Genomic DNA, 17,289 nt, shown 5'->3' with positions numbered 1-17,289 from the left:
TTAATACAGCTTCATTTGCTCCTGCAGCCCAAACTTATTAATTTTTCTCCATAAGGTCGTGCGGCCAATTTGCAATGCTTTCGCCATATCATGCATTTTGCCATCACACTGATTCCAAGCCTGAACAATCGCTCTTCTCTCGGCTTCTTCTAACGTGATTACTGGCGTATTTTCTGCGGTATGGCGAGAATTCAGTTTAATGTCTTCAGGAATATCGTTCAGCTTGATTAAGTTGGAACTGCGGTTAAGCAAAATTCGCTCAGTTCGATTTCTTAATTCAGAGTTGTTGCCTGACCAACGAAAATTCATCAACGCTTCCAGTGCGACTGGCTCTATCGAGATAGTCACATTGTGGCGGCGTTCGTAATGGCTGATAAGCTGCTGGACGAGAAATTCAATGTCTTCTTTACGCTTTCGTAGTGGTGGAATATGCAGCTCGTTCGAGGAGATTTCATAATAAAGTTGCCGACCAAATGAGCGCTGAGTGACATACTCGCTGATCTCTGAAGAGGTGCTGGTGATAAGTTGAAAGTCTACGGGGATCAATCGCAAACTGTCGCTGCGGCTGACGAGCCCAGTTTTTAACAACTTAAGTAGCACGGCTTGTAAATCGGGCGACAGATATTCCACCTTTTCTAAAAAGAGCGTACCGCCATGGGCGAGCTCAAACTTTGAAGGCATGCCTTGCCCCTCGTCGTATCCCAGGGTTTCTTTGACCAGTTGCTCTGTATTGATGGAGCGACAGTTGAGCGTAATGAATGGCCCTTCTTTGTAGGTGCTTTCGTTATGAATCGCCATGGCGAGAGTGGCTTTTCCTACGCCTTCTTCACCTGTAATTAGAATTGGTGATTTGGACTTTATGGCCCGTTTTGCAACGGTAATGACATGCTTCATTTTTCGTGAAATGACAGGCAAAGTGCTGAACGTATAGCGCGCACTGCCACCTATTTGTTGTTGAGCAAGTTCGCGAATTTTATCGATAGGGTGCAAGAACAATAAGTGTGTGCCGTCTTTGAGTGGACGCAAGGTGATGATCGCTTCAACAAACTCGCCACGAACCTCTACCGTTGTGAGTTTGCGGTTTATGCTCGCACCTGACTCAATACTAGTAAGGACATTCGGTGGGAAGCGCAAAACAGAAAAGACTTCTTTACCCAAGACCTGACTGGCTTCAATGTTTAACAAACGCTCGGACTGGTGATTTACCATGGTTATACGGCTTTCTTCATCCCAGGCCAGAAGGCCGTCATCCATGCACTCTAACGTTGCGTTATGCGCACAAGTGAGGCGGTTCATGTTTTCTTGTTCCGACTGAATGTGGATTTGCAAGCTGACTTCTTTCGCGCTCGACGCGATGATGACTAAGTCTTCTTTCTTATAGCTCTCTGCTTTTTTGAGAAGGCATGTTGTGCCGCGTAACTTGCCAAACTGGTCGAAAACAGGCGCCGCTACAGAGGCATAAGGATGTAAGTGGCGATTGAAATGTTCTGCTGCGAAAACTTCACACGGGATATGAGTACTAATACAGAGATTGACTGCATTTGTGCCTATCTTTCCTTCGGAGAGAAAACAGCCTTGTTTTATGCCGAGCGCTTGCATCTCTTGTCGCATTGAGTCATGTCCCACAACAGATAGAATGCAGCCGTTGCCATCGGTTACCATCAATACCAGGTCTTCGTCACCAAGCATATCGTACGTATCTTCAAGTACGGTCGTGGCGCATTCGATGAGATGTTCGTTGCGCTTCATTAGAGATGAGAAGGTAAATCCAGAGGCAATATGTGGTTTTGACCAGGTGTAAGGGCTGCATTGCTTTATGCAACGCTCCCACGACTCGAGGACGGGAGTGCGGGAAAATTCTGGAGATACCCAGTGGTGTTTCTGGAAAAACTCCCACTTAGTTTTAGTGTCTTCGATTGAAAGCATGCGATACCGTTTCAATACTAGCGATAGATTGGTCTGATGTTACAGAGACATCGGAATATGGACTGTGATGGCTTTCACGCACGTTGTATAGAAGAATGTGCAAAAAGAGGGGCGAGTTGAGGAGGCTTCCGTGCCAGTTTTTCGATTAAAAAGGGCTGTCTTTGCCGAGCTCATTGCAAATCTCGACAATGGCAAGTGAGAGCCCTGACTTAATGATTTGTTGTTGACGTTGCAGTTGTAGCTGATAAAACTCAAGGTCGATGTCGTCATCTGGTTCGCTGACTTCCAGTTGCACCATGCCCATTTTCTTCACCAAGTGCAGTTTCTTAATTGGTTCTAGAATATTCGGGTCAGTGAATTCGTAATCTGAAGCGTCACTATTGAGTTGGTTTTTGAGTTTGATGATGTCTTCGATGTCGTGGTAAATGTCATCGGGGAGCACTCCCAAGCCAAACAATAACTTCAAACGAACAGACAGATCGCCCAGCGGTCCAGAGTCTTGTAGCAGCGGACCGACAACCGATTGAACAGCGAAGTTATCTTTACGAAAGATTCTTTGCACTAACCCGTCGATCGAATCGTTAAAAACGTCGACTGCTGCAATGAAAAAGCCTCGTACCGATGGGGCGCTGTTTAATCGCTCAATGATCTCGGTTTCGTTGATGTTATCTGCCATATACTGAATACATTTCTAATTATTAGCTATCCCAACTCTTCAAGCAGAGAAGGACATAGAAGGGGAGCCAAGCTCCCCTAGGTAAATCAAAGTTGGTTGTAAAGTGTCTCGATTTGAGCCACTTCATCACTGTCTTCTGCAAGACCTGTGTATGTCGCTAGCGTCTTCTTCACACCCACTTCTTTTAATGAGTTTTGTAGCTCTACGGCTTGTGGGTCAGTGTCGTTAGTGTACTTCAACGCAGCGGCAATGCCTTTCAAAAGTGTTTGATTTTCAGTGCCATACTCAATTGTACCGAGTAAAGGCTTCACTAATCTATCGTTTGCACCCAATTTTCTAATTGGTTGACGACCTACGCGATCCACCTCATCCACTAAGTATGGGTTGGCAAAGCGTCCTAAAATCTTCTCGATGTAGGCGTTGTGCATGTCACGGTCGAAGCCGTAACGTTTGATCAGCACTTCACCACTCTCTTGCATCGCCTGTTTTACTTCAGCGTGAATGCTTGGGTCTTCAATTGCTTCACGAATGGTGCGATGGCCTTTCAAGCAACCTAGGTAAGCGGTAATGCAGTGACCAGTATTGAGAGTGAACAGCTTGCGTTCTACGAATGCCATTAGGTTGTTGGTTCTTTCCATGCCAGCTATGTCAGGGATTTCGCCCTTGAATTGCTGCTCATCCACAATCCATTCGCTAAAACTCTCTACAGTGACTTCTAGTGGGTCATCGTTCGCCGCTTCTGCTGGTGGTACGATACGGTCTACCGCTGAATCGACAAAGCCAACCAACTCGTCTGCTTTCGCGTGCAATGATTCATCCAAGTGTTTGTACACTTCACCTTTTAGGTGTGTGGTGCCACGAACCATGTTTTCACACGCTATGATGTTCAATGGTTTATCGTTACCTGCTGCAAGGCGTTTAGCAATGCCGGTAGCGATGGTTTTTGCAATGATGTCCAGTACGTTAGGGCCAACCGCTGTTGTTACCAAGTCGGTTTTTACAATGCGGTCAATGACATCTTCACTGGCTGAGTTTACTGCGGTGACGTGAGTTACTGTGTCGATTTGGCACTCAGTACCGACCACTTTTACTTTGTATTCTTGCTTGTGACTCAGTTGGTCGACGAGTGGAGCGTCAACGTCTGCGAATGTCACCTCGACTTCTGCGTCTGCTAATAGTTTACCGATGAAGCCACGACCAATGTTACCTGCGCCAAAATGAACTGCGTTTTTCATAATTCTTACCTACCAATGTCTAAAATGTTGACTTACGAAACTAGGGGGAGGCCAACCGCATAGGGGGTGACAGCTGACCTCATTTGCCTCAGGAGCAAATTAAAGGGGTAATTAAGCCGCTTGTTGACCGCCAAGGATGTTTAGAATCTCTTCCACATCGTTGGTGCTGGTTAGCTTCTCAATTGCCTCCGGCTCATCGAGCGCGTTCGTAATGGTGGTAATCACCTGGATGTGCTCATCGTTCTTAGCGGCAATGCCGATAACCAGTTTCGCAACATCGTCGTCGTCTTCAGTAAATTGGATACCCGATGGGTATTGGCAGATTACAATGCCGGTTTTCTTCACGCGGTCTTTCGCTTCCACCGTGCCGTGAGGCACTGCGATAGATTCGCCTAGGTAAGTTGGAACCAATGCTTCACGCTCAAACATCGCGTCTACGTATTCTGGTTCTGCGTAGCCAAGTTCGACCAACTTGTTGCCCGCGAAGCGAATCGCTTCTTCTTTGTTGGCAGCTTTCAAACCTAGGTGAATGTTTTCACGCTGGATTTGGAACACCGACGTTTGCTGTGGCTCGAAGTTGTCGTCGTTTGCTGCCACGAGCGACACTTTTACCATTTGGTCGTCATTGGCTGCGGATTGGTTTTGTGCTGCTAGTAGTTTGGTGACTAGCTGGTTGTACATCTCGCTGTCTAGGAAGTTAGTCAATGAAATGTGGTGTGCGTTTGGAGCATGCTTACGTGCACGATCCGTTAAGTCTTTATGAGTAATCACGATATCTGCACTCTCTGGTAAGCTGTTAATGGCAAGGTTGGTTACGTGGATGTTCAGACCTGCGTCTTGAACCTTTTTGCGTAGCATGCTCGCGCCCATTGCACTCGAGCCCATGCCCGCATCACAAGCGACAATGATGCTTTGTACTGTCGCTAGGTCTACGTCACCTTTGCTTTGGCTGTTTACCACCGCATCGTTTTTAGATGCAGATTTCATGTCTTTCATTTGTGATGTTGCTTTCTCTAGTGCTGCTTCATCACCGTCTTCTTCTGTTGACGTTTGTGTCTTCATTAGCAGTGCTGCTACGGCGAATGACACGCCTGTTGCCGCTGCGATAGACGCCAGAACACCAACGATTGAACCTTTCTGAGTCATCAACAAGATTGCAAAGATTGAACCTGGTGATGCTGGAGAAACGATACCTGCGTTAAACAAAGTTAGAACGAATACGCCAGTCATACCGCCTGCGATAGACGCAAGGATTAGGCGAGGGTTCATTAGGATGTATGGGAAGTAAATCTCGTGGATACCGCCGAAGAAGTGGATGATTGATGCACCACCTGCAGTTTGACGAGCCGTACCTTTACCAAACACCATGTAAGCTAGCAGGATACCTAGACCAGGACCTGGGTTTGCTTCGATTAGGAAGAAGATCGACTGACCTGTTTCAGACGCTTGCTGGATACCCAGTGGAGAGAAAATACCGTGGTTGATCGCATTGTTTAGGAAAAGGATCTTCGCAGGCTCAACGAAGATTGAAGTCAGTGGTAGTAGGTGAGCAGAAACTAGGAAGTTAACGCCGGCCGCCAAGCCACCAGAAAGAATTTTTACGAATGGACCGATAAAGATGAAGGCAAGGATCGCACATAGCATGCCGATGATGCCCGCAGAGAAGTTGTTAACCAACATCTCGAAGCCACTTTTTACTTTACCATCGATGTAGTTATCGAATTTCTTGATAGCCCAGCCGCCCATTGGGCCGACCATCATTGCGCCCATAAACATTGGGATGTCTGTGCCTACAATCACACCCATTGTTGTGATTGCACCGACTACCGCACCACGATCGCCACCAACTAATTTACCACCGGTGTAACCGATAAGTAGTGGCAGCAAGTAGGTAATCATTGGGCCAACCATAGAGGCTAACGTTTCGTTTGGTAGCCATCCCGTTGGGATAAATAGAGCAGTGATAAAGCCCCACGCGATAAACGCGCCGATGTTTGGCATTACCATGTTTGACAGAAAACGACCAAAATTTTGTATCTTGATCTTGGCATCTGGTGATATCATAACAATTCCCCGTTCGATGTTCTGATGAATCTTGTTGTAGTAAACGGTTCGCCAAAACCGTTTGTTTGATTGCTTAGTACCCAATCAATTTACCACACATTTTCCAATTGGAACTGACAACGGGTTTTTCGTGATCTACGCCCGCATTTCTTAGGCTGAGAAACGGTTTTTAAGTGACCAAGTTCAACTTATTAACTTGTAACTTAATAACAAAAAGCCACTTTTAAATCTGTCAATAAAAATCTTAGTGATCAATCCGATCTTCTGACAAATTTAAAATCAAAATACTTTGTGACTTTGATCACTTTTGATTTTTTTTGAAATTCGAATTAAATACTTGTAATGATCAATGTCACGTTTTGTGTTGAGTTGTGGTGGATTTAAAGTGTGACCTGGATCTGTTTTTGTTTTTTGTGAAAGTTTGTGACGGAATTGGTGAGATAAATGCTATCTAGATCTTTCGATAGATTGTATCTATAAGAGTCTTTTCGGCGCACTTCACGGAGCACGCCTAATTAGTTGATGAAAGGGTAAATAAAGAGAGTCGCCACACGGTTCTTCTTGTGATTCCCAACTCTCTACTTAATCACTGTTCTTAATCATCGTTGCTATTAGTATGATAGACGAGGTAGTCATGAGCTTGCTCGCGTCCCATATACCTTGCCAACGTCTTTTCTTGAACATCGCGCAAATCCACCATAATCAATCCATCGAGAGCGTTATTGAATGCAGGGTCGACGTTGAAGCATACCAGCTTGCCATTGAGGCTTAAGTACTGACGCAGCAAAACGGGCACTCCTTTCCCTTCATCGATTCTGGCAATGACACGTGACAATAGCTGTAAATCACCCAGAGCAGTGAGCATGCTGGTGTTCCAGTCACGGTGGTGCTCAGGAAGTGGGTTAGAAGGTGTGACGTACTCTGCGCAATTGTTGTCGTAGTGGTGCAGTGTCATTGATTGAGCCAGTAATTGACGTGCAGTATCGCTATAATCGTTGCTAATGCTTACCGGACCAAATAGGTGAGTGTAATCTGGGTTTTGATGAACGAACGTTGCGATGCCTTTCCACAGTAGCAGTAGCGCGCTCATGCTCTTTTGATATTGATGTGCAATCACAGAGCGCCCCATCTCAATGGATTTACCCATTTGGTCGATAAAGCGTTGGTCATAGTTAAACAACGTTCGTGAATACAGACCTGCTACGCCGCGCTTTTCAATCAGTTGATCAACCAGACCTAAACGATACGCGCCCACCAAGCATTGGTTCTCTCTGTCCCACACAAACAGATGCAGGTAATCATGATCGAAATGGTCAATGTCTATTGCTAGTCCAGTCCCTTCGCCAACTTGTCGGAAATTGAGCTCACGTAGGCGACCAATTTCATGCAGTAGGGAAGGGATACTCTGCGACTCCGTGCAGTAAACATCGAACTCACCACTTGTTAGCAGCTTGGACTCTTTTGGTAAGTTGTTCAGCTCTTCAAGCAATTCGCCTACGGGTAACCCTGCCGCTATTGGAGAGAGCAGTTCTGATGAAGAAGAAGGCTTAACTGATTGGGTTTCACGATTGAGCAAGTAAGTGTTGAGCCGCAAATAGTTCACCACTTGATCATCGTTAAGTGTGTTGAGCTCTTTGAATTTAATCGCTTGGCCAAAAGACAAGTTGATGGTTTGTGCATGTTTGTTCAGTAGCTCCCGCCCGAGCATTAGGGTACGCAAAAGTGGATGGATTTTCCCTGCCATATAGAAGCGTTTCGAGTTCTGACCACTGATGAATACTGGAACTGTCGTTGCTTTGTTTTTGCGGATCAGGCTACTTACGCTTCGACTCCACGCTTTGTCTTCCAAGCGTTGCTGTTTGGCATCGACTAACTGGGAAACCTCACCGGCAGGAAAGACAAGCAATAAGCCGCCACTTGCGAGGTGTTTATTAGCCGCTCTGAGGGCCTTCATATTTGATTTGACGGCGTCTTTGCCTTCAAACACATCGACACCAATGAAGAGCTGATCTAACTCTGGTACGGTTTTCAGGTATTGATTGGCTAGAATTTGGATATCGTCTCGTACCATCAACAAGAGTTCGGCCAAGATGACGCCTTCCACACAACCAAGCGGGTGGTTCGCCACAATGACGGTAGCACCTTGTTTAGGCACTGAGTCGAGTGAACCATGAGCAATGCGATAATCGATACCTAAGATATCTAGCGTGAAGCGGAGAAAAGTTTTGGTATCGGCATTAACGGGGCGTTGGGCGTAGAACTTATCAAGTTGGTTTAAACCGGTTGCCCATTCAGCAACGTTTTCACCAATGCCAAACGGCGTTTTACGAGGGAGACGAAAAGGGGTTGAACTATCCATATTTACCTCAGCGTACAAGTTGCTGATTGGATAGTAGAAATTACAGATGACAGTTAAGAGGCAAAAGCATGAGCCTTTGGTGACAAACCAATGAAGCTTTATTGACTAAAGAAAACGGTATATCACTGTGCTATGAATCAAAACTCGCGTTATGTCTCCCTCTTAAAACAATAGATAGGCTATCTTATCTAGAACAAAGATTAAGCTAAGTTGATATTTATCAGGGGGAAATAATGGAACGAGTTTCCAATAAAGCAGCACTTTGGATTGGGCTAAGTTTGATACTTGGTCTTGGCATCCTTGGCTATTTTATGCAGCAGACGGCGGTGAAATACCGAGCCTATGAAAGAGTCGTGACAGTAAAAGGTTTGTCGGAGCGTGAGTATCCTGCTGATACGGTGATTTGGCCGATTCAATTTACTCTAGCGAGTAATGATATGGGGGCCATGTTTGATGAAATTGACCAGCAAACCCGTTTGATTTTGGACTTTCTAAGTGCCAAAGGGCTTCCTGAAACCAGCGTTTCCCTTTCTTCCCCAGCGGTCATTGACAGAAAAGCACAGCAATATGGGAGCGAGCAAGACATTGAGTATCGTTATTTGGCCTCGCGAACCGTTACGGTTTATAGCCAGAGTGTTGATGTTGTTCGAGCGGCAATCAATGAAATAGGTGAGCTAGGAAAGCAAGGCGTTTTGCTTAACCAAGATCCTTATGCAAATCGTGTTGAGTACAGCTTTACTAAGCTGAATGATGTGAAGCCAGACATGATCGAAGAAGCGACTAAGAATGCGCGTGAAGTGGCTGAGAAATTTGCGAAAGACTCACAGAGTTCACTGGGTAAGATCAAACGTGCAACTCAAGGGCAGTTCTCGATTTATGACCGAGACAGCAACACGCCTTACATTAAGAAAGTACGAGTGGTATCGACGGTTCAATATTACTTATCTGATTAAAGTTGCGCTCATATAGTCAATAGTTGGTCGTTCCATCACCTTCTATTTGTAGAGGTATCTATGCTCTGTGATAGGGAAATCAGTCTTCGATGACGCTATATACAAGTACTTTTTTATAAAACTAAGTTCTTAACTGTGATGAGGGGAGTTTGATGATAGTCAAGCTGGCTTCTTTCTTATGAGCGTAAGTTAGTATGACTTATTGCTAGAAGGAATTAGTATCATGGCATACAAGCACTTTATTAGAGAACTACTGGGTTTAGCGATTGTTGTCTCTGTCGTCTTTGGCGTATTAGGCGTGATGTTAGAGCTCTTCGCACTGACGGCACTTTGGGAGCATCAGCAAACGATAGCCGATGTTTTCTTCCATGAATCTCTCTACTTCATCGTATTTTTAATCCCACCATACTTCCTCTGGAAGTTGATTAACCGTCCTGAATTGGTTTCTGCTGACCAAGCTTATTTGGCAATGAAGTTAGAGGCTGAAAGTCGACAATGAGTCGATTTAGTGAGTAATGAAAAGAAGAGGCTATGAGAAAACATTAGCCTCTTTTCTATCTGATTCGTGGGGCAAAGTATTCGCTGCTTTATTGATTAAAAAGCTGCTTCGATTGTGCCTTTGAAAGTGCGATCGAGATAATCACGAATCGCTTGAGATTGATAAATAGAAACGAATTTTTTATACGCTTCATTATTTTTGTCTGCGTCACGAGTGGCGATGACCATGACTGCTAATGGGGCGTCTTTTGCTTCAAGATAGATACTTTGTTTCTTAGGATCTAAACCAGAAGACATTACGTAGTTCATTGTAATCGCAGCCGCGTCCACATCATCTAATGTTCTGGGTAGCTGAGCGGCATCTACCTCGACAAATTCAAATGATTTTGCGTTTTTTGTGATATCAGTTAGGGCGGCTTTATGGCCAACACCCTGTTTCAGCTCAATTAAACCTGCATCGGCGAGTAGCAACAGACCACGACCACCGTTGGTAGGGTCATTTGGAAGCGCTATACGTGCATTGTTTGGAAGCTCTTGCAGTGAGCGATACTTATTGGAATAAAGCCCCATACGCATAAGAATGGACTGACCAATTGATACTAATTGGGCGTTATGGCTACTGTTGAAGTTGTCTAAAAATGGCTGGTGCTGATAGCTATTAATATCGATGCTACCATCGCTAAGAGCGGCATTAGGTGTCACGTAGTCAGAAAACTCAATGACTTCGACATTCAAACCTTGCTTCGCTGCCTCCTTCGCTACCGACTCGACTACTTGTGCATGTGGTCCAACTGTCGCGCCCACTTTAATGACAGAGTCATCTTTTTCTCCACAAGCGCTTAAGCCGACTACTGCCGTGAGAATCAAAGCTAGTTTCTTTAAGTGACCAATACTTTTCATTGTAGCTCCATTTTTGCTTTAGACGTCCATACGTTTATATGTCCATACTATCAGAAGTTGTCTGAGGGTCAATGGTTTAAATCACGAGCAGACATTTTGTTTCTATTGCTCGTATAGAAAGCCAGATAATAGTTAAAGAAGAGGGGAAGAAGAAAAGCTATTACGAGGTTAGTGACGAGTTACCGCAACCGAAACTGTACCCAAAGATATAAGATACAAAAAAGGCGTAGTAGGTATTAACCTGCTACGCCTTTCGAAATATGGTGGCCCCTCGCAGACTTGAACTGCGGACCAATCGATTATGAGTTTTAGGTTAGTAGTTTTGATGAAAATGCCTTTAAATTGATAGTATAGAATAATTTATTATATAACAGTGTGTTATTGTTATTTTTCCTGTTGATTCACATTGATTGATTTGGCTTGGCATTGATTCGGTCCGTAGCACACTCGTAGCACGGGCCTACCTCCATGCAACTGGGTAATATATAATCGAAGTACGTTCTCTTGATATGGAAGGATTGCCGTAGAGCAACCGAAGCATTATGAAAAACTCACTTCGATTTACTGTTAAAGAGCTAACGGCTCTGAAGCCTACAAATAAAAGAACACGTTATCATGATACAGCTGTTGATGGTCTTGTTCTCGAAGTCTCTCCTTCTGGTACGAAGTCTTTTCGTGTGTATAAGCGTGCGAAAGGTGCAAAATCCCCTTCCAACGTGAGTCTTGGTCAGTTTCCTAGCTTGACCATAGATCAAGCGCGAACAAAAGCTCGTGAAGCTCTTAACGAGTTAGCCATGGGAATTAATCCTAATGAGCGAATGCGAGTAGAAAAGAACCATCACGTTTCATTGCAAAAGGTGTTTGATGATTATCGGTTGTCAAAATCTTTGTCCAGTAACACTCTGAAAGGATATGAGCAGGCGCTGAAGTGTTATTTTTCTACTTACTTGAAAAAGCCACTGATGGCGTTAACTGAAGAGGCAGTTAAAAAACTACATGCGGACATCTCTGCTGGTCGTATCGAAGGGATGAGAAGTGGCAGCCATGCGCAAGCTGATCTTTGCATGAGGCTATTAAGAGCTCTGTTCAATTACGCAAAATATGAATATCGCGGTTTTAATAATCAGATCATTTTTGCTGAAAACCCTGTCAAAATTCTTAGCCATCAAAGAGCGTGGCATAACGTAGAGAGAAGAAGAACTTATATTCGCTCACATCAATTAAAGGAGTTCTTCGAAGTACTCCATTCCAAGCGAGAAAGGTATATTCTGGAGAAAAATCAGTTTGGTTCGACTGTATGTGATTTAGTCGAAATGGCCGCGCTAACTGGCTTAAGAAGGAATGAGCTCCTTACTTTAGAGTGGAAGTCCATAGATTTAGATGCTAAGTCTTTCTATGTCAGTAAGACTAAAAATGGAGTGCCGCTTGAGTTGCCGATCAGTCATTACTTGTGTGAGCTATTAAGCAGAAGACTTAACCTAAAAGATGAGCGAGGCTTTGTATTCAATGTGGACAATTCTCAGGGACGCATTGTTGATCCAAGAAAAGTACTAAGTGCCATTAATGATGAGCTTAGCTTTGAATTCACTTTGCATGATTTGAGAAGAACATACACTACGGTGGCAGAGAGCTTAAGCCTTGGTACATACACGATAAAACGTCTACTCAACCATAAGTCGAAAAGAGATGATGTAACAGAAGGGTACACAATTCTTACGCCAGAAGAGCTTCGTTCTCCATCTCAACGAATTGAGGATTACATACTTGAGAAGTCGGAAGTTAGGTCTAAGGTCTTACCTCAAAAGAGCTCGTCTGGCGCTGGCTTTTCTGAATTTATTGGAGACTTAGGTAATGAGGAGAAAAAGAAGTTGATGAAACTGCTAATGGATTCATTATAGCTAACTGAGTAAATTAAGAGCGCTCCTAGGTGCGTTACCTGCTTGAGCTAGTATTGACGTGTTCGCTTCTCTTAATATCGACTGTTTGGTTAGCTCTGTCGTTTCTTTGGCAAAATCGGTGTCTCTGATCTGACGATTGCTCGCAGCAACATTTTCTGAAGATTGAGATAAATTATTTATGGCATGAGAGAGCCGATTTTGCGTTGCACCTAGTCTAGCTCTTTCTGAATCGGTGTGCTGTAAGAGTACATCAATTTGCTCAAGAACATGACGATGATCCGTTGACTCCAAACTCGGAAGCTCTTTATAGTACATCATCTCCTGTGTCCTATTGGCGCTTCCTCCAATTCTATGGGTAAGAGGATCATTACCTGCTCCTGAATATTTGGGAAAGTAAAAATTCTGGGCAGGTGGTTTAGAACCGTAACGTATATAGTCTCTCGTGAAATACACTAAACGAACGCCAGATGGTTGTATGTTATTGTACTTATTAACGTATGATTTGAACTCATCGTCTACAAAAACTCCCATTTCGTCACCAAATCTATCATTAATTTCGTCAGCTAGATCATAAAGTGTAGAGCCAGCTTCCAAGTTAATTACTCCCAGAGGTGGTTTATCTGGATTCCCGGAGTTTCTAATTATGAAATGATCTCCATCCTTAGCTACCCAGTCATTTTTGACCTCGACAAAATCGACTACTTCTGGCACATCTTCAGGTCGTTTCTTTTCTCGCAAACTGCTTAAATTAGGTAATAAAACAGATATTGACTCGCCTGAGTCAGCTCCAATTTGGTAAGATCGTCTAGAGTTTTCTCCATTTAGTAAACGTTGCCCACCAAAACTAGATGTTTCTGCGATTCTGTTTAGTTCATCTTTTAAAGCGTTAAACTCCTGTTGAACAGCTGAGCGATCTGCTGAATCTAAAGATCCATTAGCGTACCTTAGAGTGAGATCACGCATGTGCATGAGATTCTCTGTATATTCCCCTAAAGCACCTTCAGCCGTTTGAAGCATTGAAATGCCATCATTAGCATTTCGGATTGCTACATCCATACCACGACTTTGAGATAACAATCGATTAGAGATTTGAAGACCAGCAGCATCATCTTTAGCGGAATTGATCTTTAACCCAGACGAAAGACGCTCCATAGACGTGTTTTGCTTATCTATAGAGCGGTTCAGTTGGCTTTGGTACTGCATCGCTGGTGCGTTAGTGTTAATGCTTGAGATGCTTGTCATCATCCAGTTCCATTAAGATATCGAAGCTATTTCAATTAGTGGCTATGTGTTATGTTCAATATCGGCCGGATATACAATTAGTTTAGATTTTTTGCACTAAAATTGGATTCAGACACTCAGTTGCTCTGATTGGCGCTGAGCGTAGTATTGTTGAGCTTCTTTAGCTTTTGGTTTCTTTGCTTTTAAAATCAGCTGTTGGTAGTGACAGAGGAGCTGACTGCTTTGTACATCTAACCATTGCTTATCGAGTGATAGTAGACTTGCCTCAAGGTCTTTCTCGCTGAAGTACGAGTGGAAATCTTGCGTTCTGCTATAAGTTTTGTTGGTGATGAGCTTTGATATAACTTCCCTTGGCACGTTAATCAAAATACTTGGATCAATAAAGGTTATATCTTGCAAGCTGAGGTTTATGTTGTTCATTTCAGTAAGTAGCAATATTCTTTTCATCCTATATGGTAAATGACGTCTCTCTACTCTCGTTGTTAAAAGAGAAGAGTTTAAATAACTTAGTGCAAGGTTTTTATCTCTAATTGAACTCTCATCAAACTTAATTTCTTTTATAATCTTGTCATAAACAATAGTATGGCATGACTTGAATTTGGAACCTAAATATAGTGTTTCTTTGATACAGTCTCCTCTTGGGTATTCATCCGTTATTTTTATTGTTCCTTTCTTTGGGAGGGCAATAACTAATGGAAATATAACTCCAACCATATTAAAACCTATATCAATACGGGTGATTCTTGCCTTTCTCATCAGTTGTGTATAACGTCTATTAGTTAAAGTGCTCTTTAAATATCCAAAAGTAACATGATGCTCAAAGTCAGTAAGATTGTTTGGGTTATAGCATATACGAATACTTTTCTTATGGTTTTTTGAACTTTCTCCGTCGGCAATATAAATAATGAGGTGACTTTTATTTCTACCTTCTATAGTCATTTTGTATGCGTGATTATATATTGGCCTATTTTTTGTTCTTCCGCATGAATTCTCTTTTTTACAGTCCCCATTTACCTTGCCGATAGCGTGTTTTTTGACAGTTAGGATACTATTTAAGTATAAAGGGATGTTCGAAGTTAGGTGGCTTGTTAGGTGTTGTATGTCACAGTCACTGCAATTCATCGTAAATACCAGTTTGTCGCAGTCTAGAGATAGATACTGCTCTGGTTTGCTCAACATTCCTCTGATCAGCCTGCTTTGATACATTAATAGCGCTCTCTTACTTAGAATACCACTAGAACGATTGATATCTTTAATGTATGAGTAGGTATTCGTATCAATTAGTTTTCTAAGTCTATGATTCAATACTCTGGTTATAATACCTTTATTCTTATCACTAAAACTGTTACTCCAGTGACTATTATCAATTAAACTATTTTTATTACAGATGCTGTTATTCATTACGTACATCCTTATATACGTACTATATTAATACTATTGTATTTTATTTATTGGACAGTGATAATTATAAGGGTGTTATTTGTTATGATTAGATAGCATTGAATTTAAATCTTCAAATGTATCAGCTAACCATTCGTTTATCTGTTGAGCGTCTATATTATATTTGTTCTTTTCAATTGCGTCCATCATAACAAAGTACTCGTCGTCGGAGAGTTGTTCTAAAGCTGACTTTAATCCAATGCTGTTTATCATGTATAAGTAGGATGTTGGTATATAGTCTTTGATGCTATCTTCTAGTATAAAGAAAGAATCAAGTTTTATTTTTATATCTTTTATATTCTCTATGTTTACTTTTAATTTTTTAGGTTGAAGAAGAAATATGATGTCAGTATCAAATCCAATTGATTTACTATTTCTTTTTTTATCTAAGTTTCTAGTTATTTCGATATAATCACATTTTTCGCTACCAATAATTTGGTACGAGTGACATTCTGAGCCACCAACTACATGAGCAAAACTTTTACATCGATTTAATGCTAATACGATGTTTTCTATGGCGATGTTTTTAAGTTTAAGTTCTACTGCAACTTTGTTGATTCGAGACTTCTTTCGTATAACGTTATCGATGAATTTAGTTGGGAATAGCTGACTCAATGCCTTATTTAGCTCGTTGTAGCACTGGTCAGATAGTTCATTCGTATCGAGTTCACACTTAACAAAGTTGATCGATGAGTTTCTTGGTTCCCATAGTATTTGAAGCAAAGAATTGTTAGTTGTTTGGTAGCTAATACAGTTTCGGTAATTGCAATCACTGCTTTTTTCTTGTGTGAAACGAGAATTTTTGAGTGTTAACGCTCTTAATCTTCGATTTAAGCGCTCATGATTTTTTTCAGATACAGGACAGGTAAAGCTCAGCTTTCGGACGATTAATGGTGAACGTTTGTCGATAGCTCTGCTGGCAACTTGATCGTTTAGGATCGAGAGGTAACCAAGCGTCTTATGTTGGTGAAGTGGTTTAGTAGTCATAGTTTGAGTTCCTTTTGTTTTGGTTAGTGGCCGTCGCTGTTTGTGCTAGTGCTTACTCATTTCTATAAATCTCTGTATCGATTCTTCTGAGTAGAGAACTTTGGCTCCAATTTTGATCCAACTAAGTTCTGGACAACTTCTGTTGCAACGCCATTTAGCGAGCGTTTGTGGCTTTAGACGCAGTAAACGAGCGGTTTCCGAGGTTGTATAAAACACTTGAGGGTAGTGTTCTGTGTTCATTGGTACTCTCCTAATGAGTGCTTAATCATTGGGAGTAAGAATACAGCAGTGGGTGATTGAGGATTTTAGAGCTAAACCTCATCTAACTTCTCATTCAGTACTCTTAAATAACAAAAAACTAGCAAACTATGACTTAAAAAAATAAAATGCGGACATCTTTAATTTTTTTCTTATAAAACATGAGCTTGAATTTTTTAGAAGATGAGCTTTGTAAAGACTGTGATGGGCGACGGTTTATCTTTCGGGATGCGAGAAGAAAGGACTTAACGCTTGCTGTGATTAAAAAACTAGAACGTTATTTAAAGCGTACCCGAGTTATACATGCTAATGACCGTGAGTTGATCCGAGAGTTACGTAGGAGAATAAAGGATTTTGAGAATTCAAGAGGGGAAGACAGAATTCATGAGATGTATGGCTTAGCTTACTGTCTATCACACCCAAAAAATCAAGATTTTTTCGATAGGTTTTGGGGAGCAATCAGCAAACAAGCAAGAAGGAGTCAAGCGAAGAAGACAAAAGCAAGAGAGAGAAGGTCTGAAGATTCACGTTTAGATAAAGAAAAAAGCAGTGAACTTGAAGAGGAACAGCGCTCTGTAAGGATGCATAGAGCTTTTTCAGCTATAGATAAAGTTAACCCATGAAACACTTAGCTGAATTAGTCTGAACGTAATCTATCAGTTTCGTTTACTCGATGTGAGCATATCTGACAGGTAGCCCTAAATCAGCTCTGCCCCAAAACGTGTTTGAGCCAACTCAGATAGCAACGAGGACTGGTAGTATTTTCCTATTACTGCTTATACCATAAGTATGTCTAGGGGATCACGGGGCATACCGATTCCTCTTTATTGTGCAATGGTTTAGGTTAGTGAAA

The 17,289-nt window shown here is 42.3% G+C and carries 14 protein-coding genes; 4 read left to right on the top strand and 10 right to left on the bottom strand.

Going from position 1 to position 17,289, the window contains the following annotated elements:
* The 5 genes from dhaR to R7Q39_RS06330 form a co-directional block, all read right to left on the bottom strand.
* Positions 1–1,926 carry a dihydroxyacetone kinase operon transcriptional regulator DhaR gene (gene dhaR / locus R7Q39_RS06350; RefSeq protein ID WP_318075932.1) on the bottom strand — a complete coding sequence of 642 codons (1,926 nt, stop codon included), beginning with the start codon at positions 1,924–1,926 and terminating at the stop codon, positions 1–3.
* A 145-nt stretch (positions 1,927–2,071) separates the two neighbouring features.
* Positions 2,072–2,602, bottom strand: coding sequence for an MltR family transcriptional regulator (locus tag R7Q39_RS06345; RefSeq protein ID WP_005379708.1), 531 nt, complete (start codon positions 2,600–2,602; stop codon positions 2,072–2,074).
* A gap of 86 nt (positions 2,603–2,688) precedes the next feature.
* Entirely contained in the window at positions 2,689–3,837 is a 1,149-nt protein-coding gene (locus R7Q39_RS06340) for a mannitol-1-phosphate 5-dehydrogenase (protein WP_238966710.1), read from the bottom strand.
* 111 nt (positions 3,838–3,948) lie between these two features.
* On the bottom strand, positions 3,949–5,901 hold the full coding sequence (locus R7Q39_RS06335) for a PTS mannitol transporter subunit IICBA (RefSeq protein ID WP_318075931.1): 1,953 nt from the start codon (positions 5,899–5,901) through the stop codon (positions 3,949–3,951).
* A gap of 595 nt (positions 5,902–6,496) precedes the next feature.
* A complete protein-coding gene (locus R7Q39_RS06330) occupies positions 6,497–8,260 on the bottom strand; it encodes a lysophospholipid acyltransferase family protein (protein ID WP_065274143.1) in 1,764 nt (587 codons plus the stop codon).
* 233 nt (positions 8,261–8,493) lie between these two features.
* On the opposite strand from R7Q39_RS06330, the gene R7Q39_RS06325 reads away from it, so the two are divergent.
* A complete protein-coding gene (locus tag R7Q39_RS06325; protein ID WP_005379714.1) occupies positions 8,494–9,213 on the top strand; it encodes an SIMPL domain-containing protein in 720 nt (239 codons plus the stop codon).
* 223 nt (positions 9,214–9,436) lie between these two features.
* Positions 9,437–9,712: a hypothetical protein gene (locus tag R7Q39_RS06320; protein ID WP_005383040.1), complete on the top strand. Its 276-nt coding sequence runs from the start codon at positions 9,437–9,439 to the stop codon at positions 9,710–9,712.
* Between the two features lie 95 nt (positions 9,713–9,807).
* Here the strand turns inward: R7Q39_RS06320 and R7Q39_RS06315 are convergent, their stop codons facing one another.
* The gene (locus R7Q39_RS06315; RefSeq protein WP_318075930.1) at positions 9,808–10,611 is read right to left on the bottom strand and encodes a MetQ/NlpA family ABC transporter substrate-binding protein; all 804 of its coding nucleotides are present in this window, start codon (positions 10,609–10,611) and stop codon (positions 9,808–9,810) included.
* Positions 10,612–11,153: 542 nt separating this feature from the next.
* Between R7Q39_RS06315 and R7Q39_RS06310 the strand changes: the two genes are divergently transcribed.
* Positions 11,154–12,509, top strand: coding sequence for an integrase family protein (locus tag R7Q39_RS06310; protein WP_318075929.1), 1,356 nt, complete (start codon positions 11,154–11,156; stop codon positions 12,507–12,509).
* Here the strand turns inward: R7Q39_RS06310 and R7Q39_RS06305 are convergent, their stop codons facing one another.
* The 4 genes from R7Q39_RS06305 to R7Q39_RS06290 all read right to left on the bottom strand — a co-directional run bounded on the left by R7Q39_RS06305 (position 12,510) and on the right by R7Q39_RS06290 (position 16,418).
* Positions 12,510–13,754, bottom strand: coding sequence for a flagellin (locus tag R7Q39_RS06305; RefSeq protein WP_318075928.1), 1,245 nt, complete (start codon positions 13,752–13,754; stop codon positions 12,510–12,512).
* Positions 13,755–13,859: 105 nt separating this feature from the next.
* Positions 13,860–15,152 carry a hypothetical protein gene (locus tag R7Q39_RS06300; protein ID WP_318075927.1) on the bottom strand — a complete coding sequence of 431 codons (1,293 nt, stop codon included), beginning with the start codon at positions 15,150–15,152 and terminating at the stop codon, positions 13,860–13,862.
* Positions 15,153–15,227: 75 nt separating this feature from the next.
* Entirely contained in the window at positions 15,228–16,178 is a 951-nt protein-coding gene (locus tag R7Q39_RS06295; RefSeq protein WP_318075926.1) for a hypothetical protein, read from the bottom strand.
* 45 nt (positions 16,179–16,223) lie between these two features.
* On the bottom strand, positions 16,224–16,418 hold the full coding sequence (locus tag R7Q39_RS06290; protein WP_025505681.1) for a helix-turn-helix domain-containing protein: 195 nt from the start codon (positions 16,416–16,418) through the stop codon (positions 16,224–16,226).
* A 185-nt stretch (positions 16,419–16,603) separates the two neighbouring features.
* On the opposite strand from R7Q39_RS06290, the gene R7Q39_RS06285 reads away from it, so the two are divergent.
* Entirely contained in the window at positions 16,604–17,059 is a 456-nt protein-coding gene (locus tag R7Q39_RS06285; protein WP_138938385.1) for a hypothetical protein, read from the top strand.
* Positions 17,060–17,289 lie beyond the last annotated feature (230 nt).

This window comes from Vibrio sp. 947 (assembly GCF_033339115.1).
Lineage (GTDB): Bacteria > Pseudomonadota > Gammaproteobacteria > Enterobacterales > Vibrionaceae > Vibrio > Vibrio alginolyticus.
The sequence above is the reverse complement of the archived record's forward strand: the minus strand, read 5'-3'. Positions and strand labels throughout refer to the sequence as shown.

Coding starts and splice junctions, on each gene's coding strand:
- dhaR (WP_318075932.1), bottom strand. CDS start 1,926: ATGCTTTCAATCGAAGACACTAAAACTAAGTGGGAGTTTTTCCAGAAA.
- R7Q39_RS06345 (WP_005379708.1), bottom strand. CDS start 2,602: ATGGCAGATAACATCAACGAAACCGAGATCATTGAGCGATTAAACAGC.
- R7Q39_RS06340 (WP_238966710.1), bottom strand. CDS start 3,837: ATGAAAAACGCAGTTCATTTTGGCGCAGGTAACATTGGTCGTGGCTTC.
- R7Q39_RS06335 (WP_318075931.1), bottom strand. CDS start 5,901: ATGATATCACCAGATGCCAAGATCAAGATACAAAATTTTGGTCGTTTT.
- R7Q39_RS06330 (WP_065274143.1), bottom strand. CDS start 8,260: ATGGATAGTTCAACCCCTTTTCGTCTCCCTCGTAAAACGCCGTTTGGC.
- R7Q39_RS06325 (WP_005379714.1), top strand. CDS start 8,494: ATGGAACGAGTTTCCAATAAAGCAGCACTTTGGATTGGGCTAAGTTTG.
- R7Q39_RS06320 (WP_005383040.1), top strand. CDS start 9,437: ATGGCATACAAGCACTTTATTAGAGAACTACTGGGTTTAGCGATTGTT.
- R7Q39_RS06315 (WP_318075930.1), bottom strand. CDS start 10,611: ATGAAAAGTATTGGTCACTTAAAGAAACTAGCTTTGATTCTCACGGCA.
- R7Q39_RS06310 (WP_318075929.1), top strand. CDS start 11,154: ATGAAAAACTCACTTCGATTTACTGTTAAAGAGCTAACGGCTCTGAAG.
- R7Q39_RS06305 (WP_318075928.1), bottom strand. CDS start 13,754: ATGATGACAAGCATCTCAAGCATTAACACTAACGCACCAGCGATGCAG.
- R7Q39_RS06300 (WP_318075927.1), bottom strand. CDS start 15,152: ATGAATAACAGCATCTGTAATAAAAATAGTTTAATTGATAATAGTCAC.
- R7Q39_RS06295 (WP_318075926.1), bottom strand. CDS start 16,178: ATGACTACTAAACCACTTCACCAACATAAGACGCTTGGTTACCTCTCG.
- R7Q39_RS06290 (WP_025505681.1), bottom strand. CDS start 16,418: ATGAACACAGAACACTACCCTCAAGTGTTTTATACAACCTCGGAAACC.